General features: G+C 72.4%; 9 protein-coding genes. 4 read left to right on the top strand and 5 right to left on the bottom strand.

All coding sequences use genetic code 11. From position 1 onward, the window contains the following. Positions 1-258: 258 nt before the first annotated feature. A complete protein-coding gene (locus Q8R60_08520; GenBank protein ID MDP3712514.1) occupies positions 259-1,065 on the top strand; it encodes an LLM class flavin-dependent oxidoreductase in 807 nt (268 codons plus the stop codon). Between the two features lie 100 nt (positions 1,066-1,165). On the opposite strand, the gene Q8R60_08515 is transcribed toward Q8R60_08520, so the two are convergent. Next, positions 1,166-2,662 (bottom strand): aldehyde dehydrogenase family protein, encoded by a 1,497-nt coding sequence (locus Q8R60_08515; protein ID MDP3712513.1) that lies wholly within the window; start codon positions 2,660-2,662, stop codon positions 1,166-1,168. 92 nt (positions 2,663-2,754) lie between these two features. Between Q8R60_08515 and Q8R60_08510 the strand changes: the two genes are divergently transcribed. Beyond that, positions 2,755-3,108: a DUF3099 domain-containing protein gene (locus tag Q8R60_08510; protein ID MDP3712512.1), complete on the top strand. Its 354-nt coding sequence runs from the start codon at positions 2,755-2,757 to the stop codon at positions 3,106-3,108. An 11-nt stretch (positions 3,109-3,119) separates the two neighbouring features. On the opposite strand, the gene Q8R60_08505 is transcribed toward Q8R60_08510, so the two are convergent. The 4 genes from Q8R60_08505 to Q8R60_08490 form a co-directional block, all read right to left on the bottom strand. Then, entirely contained in the window at positions 3,120-3,692 is a 573-nt protein-coding gene (locus Q8R60_08505; protein ID MDP3712511.1) for an HhH-GPD-type base excision DNA repair protein, read from the bottom strand. Positions 3,693-3,795: 103 nt separating this feature from the next. Then, positions 3,796-3,939, bottom strand: a complete 144-nt coding sequence (locus Q8R60_08500; protein ID MDP3712510.1) for a hypothetical protein — start codon at positions 3,937-3,939, stop codon at positions 3,796-3,798. 91 nt (positions 3,940-4,030) lie between these two features. Next, the gene (locus Q8R60_08495; GenBank protein ID MDP3712509.1) at positions 4,031-4,126 is read right to left on the bottom strand and encodes a universal stress protein; all 96 of its coding nucleotides are present in this window, start codon (positions 4,124-4,126) and stop codon (positions 4,031-4,033) included. Between the two features lie 171 nt (positions 4,127-4,297). Then, positions 4,298-4,465, bottom strand: a complete 168-nt coding sequence (locus Q8R60_08490; GenBank protein MDP3712508.1) for a universal stress protein — start codon at positions 4,463-4,465, stop codon at positions 4,298-4,300. Positions 4,466-4,558: 93 nt separating this feature from the next. On the opposite strand from Q8R60_08490, the gene Q8R60_08485 reads away from it, so the two are divergent. Beyond that, positions 4,559-5,155, top strand: a complete 597-nt coding sequence (locus Q8R60_08485; protein ID MDP3712507.1) for a helix-turn-helix domain-containing protein — start codon at positions 4,559-4,561, stop codon at positions 5,153-5,155. After that, positions 5,152-7,920: an aconitate hydratase gene (locus Q8R60_08480; protein ID MDP3712506.1), complete on the top strand. Its 2,769-nt coding sequence runs from the start codon at positions 5,152-5,154 to the stop codon at positions 7,918-7,920. Before Q8R60_08485 ends, Q8R60_08480 begins: the two co-directional genes overlap by 4 nt. Positions 7,921-7,984: the final 64 nt, after the last annotated feature.

The following is a 7,984-nucleotide window of genomic DNA, read 5'->3' as shown; positions in this document are numbered from 1 at the left end:
CTCGCTGCCGTCGACCGGCGGCGCGGCCGTCCTCGCCGCGACCGGCGCGCTCGCCCTCGGCGCCGCCGCCGCCGTCACCCGCACCCGCGTCTCCGACTGACCATCCCGCCACCCCGCCACGTCCCTCGTGATCAGCAGGTGGTCTGCATGGGACTCGCCGGCGCGGCGCGTGCAGACCCCCTGCTGATCACGGGTGTGGGGCGCGGCGGGTCCGGTGCGGTCACGAGGGGTGAGGGCGGGAGCCCGTAGCGTCGGGGTGTGCTGCACGGACTGTTCGTCCCGCCGTTCGGCCCGCTGGCCGACCCGCGCGTCCTCGCCGACCTGGCGGCCCGGGCCGACGCCGGCGGGTGGGACGGGGTCTTCCTCTGGGACCACGTCCTCTACCGCGACCCGGCCACGCACGTCCTCGACCCGTGGACGGCACTGGCAGCCATGGCCATGACGACGTCGCGGGTGCGCTTGGGAGCACTCGTCACCCCGCTCGCACGCCGCCGCGTGCAGGTGCTCGCCCGTCAGGTCGCCGCGCTCGACCTGCTGTCCGACGGCCGGATGGTGCTCGGCGTCGGCCTCGGGCTGGACAGTAGCGGCGGCGAGCTGTCGCGCTTCGGCGAGGAGCTCGACGACAGGGCGCGGGCTGCGATGCTCGACGAGCGGCTCGACGTCCTCGACCAGCTGCTGTCGGGCGCGCACGTGACGCACCCGCTCACCGACGGAGTGCAGTTCCTGCCGACGCCCGTCCAGGAGCGCGTGCCGGTCTGGGTCGGTGCCCGGTGGCCGAACCGACGGCCACTGCGCCGCGCCGCCCGGTGGGACGGGGTCTTCCCGATCGACCTCGAGGACCCGGCCGACTTGACTGCGCTGCTCGCCGTCGTCGCCGAGGAGCGGACCGCCACGTCACCCTTCGACGTGGTCGTCCAGGGCCGGGCGTCGGAGCCGGCGGAGCGCCGGGCCCAGTGGGCGGAGGCCGGCGCGACGTGGTGGGTGACGCGCACGGACCCGTTCACCCTCGACCTCGACGCCGTCCGCGCCACCGCAGACCGCGCCCCGGGACCCTCCGTCCCCTGACGCGCTTGCGATGTGGCGATCATGCGAGCGCCCGCCCGCGGCACTGATCGCCACGTCCCGGCAACGGGGCCGCGGTGGGCGGACCGCCACGCGCTGCGGGTCAGCCGCGACCGTGGAGGAGCTTCGTCGCGCGGGCCAGCAGGGCGTCGGTGCGGGCGCTCCGGTCGAAGGACAGCACCTTTATCGGCAGGTCGTAGCGCTGCCGCGTGATGGCCTTCGCGCGGGTGAACTCGCGCAGCCCGTCCTCGCCGTGGATGCGGCCGAAGCCGGACTCCCCCGAGCCGCCGAAGGGCAGTCCGGGTACGCCGGCGAAGGCCGCGACCTGGTTGACCGACGTCATGCCCGAGCGCATCCGCGCCGCGATGTCCATGGCGCGCTTCTTGCCGAAGACCGAGCCGGCCAGCCCGTAGGCCGAGTCGTTGGTGAGCCGCAGCGCCTCCTCGGCGTCACGCACCCGCGTCACGGTCAGCGTCGGCCCGAAGGTCTCCTCCTGCACCGCCTTCGACGACTCCGGGACGTCGACGAGCACGGTCGGCTCGACGAGGTAGCCGTCAATGCCGCCACCGGTCAGCGCACGCCCGCCCGAGGCGAGCGCGTCGGCGATGTGCTCGCGGATGATGTCGACCTGCGACGGCATGGTGATCGGGCCGTAGGACTCCCCCGCGACCAGCGCCGATGCCCGGGTCGTCAGCTCGGCGACGAAGGCGTCGTAGACCTTGTCGGTGGCGTAGACCCGCTCGATGGAGATGCAGGCCTGGCCGGCGTTCTGCATCCCGCCCCAGAGCGCGGCGTCGGCGGCCTTGGTCACGTCGGCGTCGTCGTCGACGATCATCGCGTCCTTGCCGCCGCACTCCATGAGGACCGGCACGAGGCCCTCCGCGCAGGCGGCCATCACCTTGCGCCCGGTGCGGGCCGAGCCGGTGAAGGCGATCTTGTCGACGCCGGCCCGGCACAGGGCGGCACCGGTGTCACCGAGGCCGGTGACCAGCTGCAGCACAGGGTGCTCGGGGACGACGGACGCGAAGGTCTCGACGAGGAACGCCCCGACCGCCGGGGTGTGCTCCGACGGCTTGAAGACCACGGTGTTGCCGGCGGCGAGCGCGTAGGCGAGCGACCCCATCGGGGTGAAGACCGGGTAGTTCCAGGGCCCGATGACGCCGACGACACCGAGCGCGGGGTACTCCAGGGTCGCCGCCTGGTTGGCCATGAGCATCCCGGCCGCGACCCGGCGCCGACCCAGGACCTTCTTGGCGTGCTTGCCCGCCCAGGCGATGTGGTCGACGGCGAGGGTGATCTCGAGGCGGGCGTCGGAGACCGGCTTGCCGTTCTCGCGGTGCATCAGCTCGGCGAGCTCGTCGGAGCGCTGCACGAGCCGCGCGTTCCAGGCGTCGAGCCGCGCGCGCCGCCCGGCGTAGCCGAGCTCCTGCCACCAACTGAAGGCCGCCCGGGCCCGGGCCACCGCAGCGCGCACCTCGTCCTCGCCGTGCAGGGGGTACGACGCGACGACCTCCCCCGTCGCGGGCGACACCGAGTCGAAGGTGCCGACCGTCGGGGCGGGCGCCTTGCGGGTGCGGGCGGGGCGGTCGGCGACGGTCACGACTGGGTCCTCCAGGAGGTCCGGAACAGCGGGCGTGCCCACGCTACGCGGCCCGGCGAGCGCATCCGGCCGGGAGCGGTCACACTGGTGGGGTGTCCTCCGGAGGTCGTGCCCGCACCCCCGCCGTCACCTCGGTGACGACGGCCGCGCTGTCGCACGCCGACGACATGCGGCTGCGGCAGAAGCGCTACCTCATCACCCAGGCGGTCCGCGTCTCCTGCGTGCTGCTGGCGGTGCTGCTGCCGGTCGGGCTGTGGTGGAAGGCCGCCTTCATCGTCGGGTCGATCGTGCTCCCCTGGATGGGCGTCGTGTCGGCCAACGCCGGACCGACCCGGTCGAAGGCCACGCTCACCGCCGTCGGCTCCCCGACGACCGTCACGGAGCCACTGCGGAGCGCGATCGAGCCGGGCCGGGTCGTCGACCAGGCCGGCCACGACGTCGCCTGAGCCCCCCCCACTCAGCCCTTGGCGGTGCGGGCAGCCGCCTTGGCCTCCTGCTTGAAGGCGCGGACCTCGAGCAGCGAGGCCTTGTCGACGACGTCGGCCACCGACCGCGTCGCGCCCTTGTCGCCATAGCTGCCGGCGGCCTCGCGCCAACCCTTCGGTGTCACGCCCCATTGCTTGCCGAGCAGCGCCACGAAGATACGGGCCTTCTGCTCGCCGAAGCCCGGCAGCGCCTGCACGCGGGCCAGCAGCTCAGCACCGGTCGTGACGTCCCAGAGCTTCTCCGCCGAGCCGTCGTAGAGCTCGACGAGCGCCGCGCACAGCGCCTGCACCCGACCGGCCATCGAGCCAGGGAAGCGGTGGACCGCAGGTGGCGTCGCCATCACCGCGGCGAAGGCCTCAGGGTCCATCGCCGCGATCCGCGCCGCGTCGAGGTGGCCGAGCCGCTCGAGCAGGACCTGCGGCCCCTTGAAGGCCTTCTCCATCGGGATCTGCTGGTCGAGCAGCATCCCGAGCAGCAGCGCGAGCGGGTCGGTCGACAGCAGGGCGTCCGCGGCCTCGTCCTGGGCGATCTGGAGCGTGGGCATGGCGGTGATCCTGCCACCGGCCCGCCGGGCGCAACAGCGCGGCGCCGCCGACCCGGAGGTCGACGGCGCCGTGTGCGCGGGTGGGGGCCCGAGGCCCCCGTAGTCACCAGACCCGGCGGCTGTTACCACCAATCGGGACGAAGTTGAGGACGAGGCCCACGAGCAGCAGGATCAGGCCGACGGTCGTGAGGACCGGCGGGCCGACGAGCAGACCGATGAGCAGCAGGATCAGGCCGAGGACGATCATCAGTGGCTCCTTCGTGGTGCCGGCCCGGTGTCTCCGTGCCGTGCGTGACTCACTGATGCCCCGTCGTCACACACCTCATGCATGACGCGCGTCACCAACGGTCGGTGGGCACCACCAGGACGGCGCACGGCGCGTGGTGCGCCAGCGCCTTCGGCACGCTGCCGAGCAGCCCGCGCACCCCGCTCATGCCGTGGTTGCCGGTGACGAGCAGGTCCGCCCCGACCGTGCCGGGCGATCTCGATGAGCACCGTCACGGGCTGACCCTCCAGGACGTGGCGCACGATCGGGACCCCTGCTCGGTGGGCCTCCTCCGCGAAGCGGTCGTGGACCGCCGGGATCCAGGAGCCGTCGTCGCCGATCACCGGCCCGCTGGGCAGCATCGCGGTGTGGGCGACAGCGAGAAGTCCGTGAAGGCCGTGACCAGGTGCAGCTTCGCGCCGCAGGCGACGGACAGCCGCAGGGCGTGGTGCACCGCGGTCGCCGCGGTGGGCGAGCCGTCCGTGCCGACGACGACAGTGGCGTACACGTCCCCACTGGAGCGCGTCGGAGCAGCGGTGTCTGTCACCCCGCAGGCCTTTTCAACAAAACGGACGTACGGTTTGGGTGCTAAGGTGAGCCCGTGCCCAAGGTCTCCCCCGAGCAGCTCGCCGCGCGTCGCGCCGAGATCCTCGACGCCGCCCGCCGCGCCTTCGCCCGGCACGGCTACGAAGGGGCCACCGTCAAGGTGCTCGAGGCCGAGACCGGCCTGTCCAGGGGCGCGATCTTCCACCACTTCCGCGACAAGGACGCACTGTTCCTGGCCCTCGCCGAGGACGACGCCGCGCAGATGGCCGAGACCGTCGCGGCCCACGGGCTCGTGCAGGTCATGCGCGATCTGCAGGACCGCGACGCCGGGTGGCTCGGGGTGCAGCTCGAAGTCCGCCGGCGGCTGCGCACCGACCCCGACTTCGCGGCCCGCTGGGCGGAGCACCAGAGCGCCATCACCGGCGCGACCACCGCTCGGCTGCAGCGCCAGCGCACGGCAGGCGTCGTACGCGACGACGTGCCCCTGCCCATCCTCGTCGACTTCCTCCGCCTCGTCCTCGACGGACTCGTCTCGGGTCTGGCCGCGGGCATGCCCACCGACCACCTGCCCGGCGTCCTCGACCTGGTCGAGGACGCCGTCCGGCAGCGCACTAGCGTTGCCGCTACCTCACACAAGGAGCACGCACGATGAGCCTCGACAGCTTCGGCGCCAAGGGAACCCTCGAGGTGGAGGGTCAGTCCTACGACGTCTTCCGCCTCTCTGCGGTCGAGGGTGCGGCCGACCTGCCCTACTCGCTGAAGGTGCTGCTCGAGAACCTCCTACGCACCGAGGACGGCGCGGACATCACCGCCGACCACGTGCGCGCGCTGGCCGGCTGGGACCCCTCGGCGGAGCCCGACACTGAGATCCAGTTCACGCCCGCGCGGGTGCTGATGCAGGACTTCACCGGTGTGCCGTGCGTCGTCGACCTCGCGACGATGCGTGAGGCGATGGCGGCCCTCGGCGGCGACCCGAAGAAGATCAACCCGCTGGCCCCGGCCGAGATGGTCATCGACCACTCGGTCGTCGCCGACTTCTTCGGCACCGCCGACGCCCTGGGCCTCAACGGCGCCCTGGAGTACGAGCGCAACCGCGAGCGCTACGAGTTCCTCAAGTGGGGCCAGACCGCGTTCACCGACTTCGCGGTCGTGCCGCCCAACACCGGGATCGTCCACCAGGTCAACCTCGAGCGGCTGGCCCGCGTCGTCTTCGAGCGTGACGGGGTGGCCTACCCCGACACCCTGGTCGGCACCGACTCGCACACCACGATGATCAACGGCCTCGGCGTGCTCGGCTGGGGCGTCGGCGGCATCGAGGCCGAGGCCGCGATGCTCGGCCAGCCGGTGTCGATGCTCATCCCGCGCGTCGTCGGCTTCAAGCTCGTCGGCGAGCTGCCCGCCGGCGCGACCGCGACCGACCTCTGCCTCACGATCACCGAGCTGCTGCGCAAGCAGGGCGTCGTCGGCAAGTTCGTCGAGTTCTACGGGCCCGGCGTCACCAACGTGCCCCTGGCCGACCGCGCCACGATCGGCAACATGAGCCCGGAGTACGGCTCGACCTGCGCGATCTTCCCCATCGACGACGAGACGCTGGCCTACCTGCGGCTCACCGGCCGCAGCGCGCAGCAGGTCGCCCTCACCGAGGCCTACGCCAAGGAGCAGGGGATGTGGCACGACCCCTCGGCGGAGCCGCGCTTCTCCGAGACGCTCACCCTCGACCTCGCGACCGTCGTACCGTCGCTGGCCGGGCCCAAGCGCCCCCAGGACCGGGTGCCCCTCACCGACGCGAAGTCGATGTTCCGAGCCGCGCTGCGCGACTACGCGAGCACCGGTAACGGCCACAGCGCCGTCACCGACGGCGGCATCGACGAGGCGAGCCGCGAGTCCTTCCCCGCGTCCGACCCGGCCGCGCCGAGCGAGAGCAAGCCGTCCGACCAGCCGGTCAGCGTCAACGTCGGCCCGATCGGCGACCGCCCGAGCAACCCGGTCGCGGCGACCCTGGCCGACGGCTCGCGGGTCACCCTCGACCACGGCGCGGTGGCGATCGCCGCCATCACGTCCTGCACCAACACGAGCAACCCCTACGTCATGGTCGCCGCCGGCCTGCTCGCCAAGGCCGCGGTCGAGAAGGGCCTGACCTCCAAGCCGTGGGTCAAGACGACGCTGGCGCCCGGCTCGAAGGTCGTCACCGACTACTACGAGAAGGCCGGCCTCAACCCCTACCTCGACAAGCTCGGCTTCAACACCGTCGGCTACGGCTGCACGACCTGCATCGGCAACTCCGGCCCGCTCCCGACCGAGGTGTCCGCTGCGGTCAACGAGGGCGACCTGGCGGTCGTGTCGGTGCTGTCCGGCAACCGCAACTTCGAGGGCCGCATCAACCCCGACATCAAGATGAACTACCTCGCGTCGCCGCCGCTCGTCGTGGCCTACGCGCTCGCCGGGACGATGGACATGGACATCACCACCCAGCCGCTCGGCACCGACCCCGACGGCAACCCGGTCTACCTGCGCGACATCTGGCCGAGCCCGCAGGAGGTCAGCCGGGTCGTCGGCGAGGCCATCACGGAGAAGATGTACGCCGACTCCTACGCCGACGTCTTCGCCGGCGACGAGCGCTGGAAGGCCGTCGCGGCCCCGGTCGGCGACTCCTTCACCTGGGACCCGCAGTCGACCTACGTCCGCAAGCCCCCGTACTTCGAGGGCATGACGACGGACCCGCAGCCGGTCACCGACATCACCGGCGCGAAGGTGCTGGCTGTCCTCGGCGACTCGGTCACCACCGACCACATCTCCCCCGCCGGGTCGATCAAGAAGGACTCACCGGCCGGCCACTACCTGTCCGAGAACGGCGTCGCACCGCAGGACTTCAACAGCTACGGCAGCCGCCGCGGCAACCACGAGGTCATGATCCGCGGCACGTTCGCCAACATCCGGCTGCGCAACCAGCTCGCGCCCGGCACGGAGGGCGGCGTCACGGTCAAGGACGGGGAGGTGACCTCGATCTACGAGGCGTCCGCCGCCTACCAGGCCGAGGGCACGCCGCTGGTGATCCTGGCCGGCAAGGAGTACGGCTCCGGCTCCTCGCGCGACTGGGCGGCCAAGGGCACGGCACTGCTCGGCGTGCGCGCCGTCATCGCCGAGTCCTACGAGCGCATCCACCGCTCCAACCTCATCGGGATGGGCGTCCTGCCGCTGCAGTACAAGGACGGCCAGACCGCGGCGTCGCTCGGCCTGACCGGCTTCGAGACCTACTCCATCGCAGGCATCGCCGGCGGCGCGGACGTGCCCCGCACCCTCACGGTCCGCGCGGACGACAAGGAGTTCGAGGTCACCGTGCGCATCGACACCCCGGGCGAGCAGGGCTACTACCGCCACGGCGGGATCATGCAGTACGTCCTGCGGTCCCTGCTCTGACGAGCACCCCCTACGCCGGGTCGGCGGGCCTGCCCTGCACCCCACGGGCAGCCCGCCGACCCGC

The organism is Mycobacteriales bacterium (assembly GCA_030697205.1).
Classification (GTDB): Bacteria; Actinomycetota; Actinomycetes; order Mycobacteriales; family SCTD01; genus JAUYQP01.
The sequence above is the reverse complement of the archived record's forward strand: the minus strand, read 5'-3'. Positions and strand labels throughout refer to the sequence as shown.

Excerpts from the sequence above, each read along its gene's own strand:
- Q8R60_08480 (MDP3712506.1), top strand. The coding sequence starts at position 5,152 with ATGAGCCTCGACAGCTTCGGCGCCAAGGGAACCCTCGAGGTGGAGGGT.
- Q8R60_08495 (MDP3712509.1), bottom strand. The coding sequence starts at position 4,126 with ATGAGCGGGGTGCGCGGGCTGCTCGGCAGCGTGCCGAAGGCGCTGGCG.
- Q8R60_08505 (MDP3712511.1), bottom strand. The coding sequence starts at position 3,692 with ATGCCCACGCTCCAGATCGCCCAGGACGAGGCCGCGGACGCCCTGCTG.
- Q8R60_08500 (MDP3712510.1), bottom strand. The coding sequence starts at position 3,939 with ATGATCGTCCTCGGCCTGATCCTGCTGCTCATCGGTCTGCTCGTCGGC.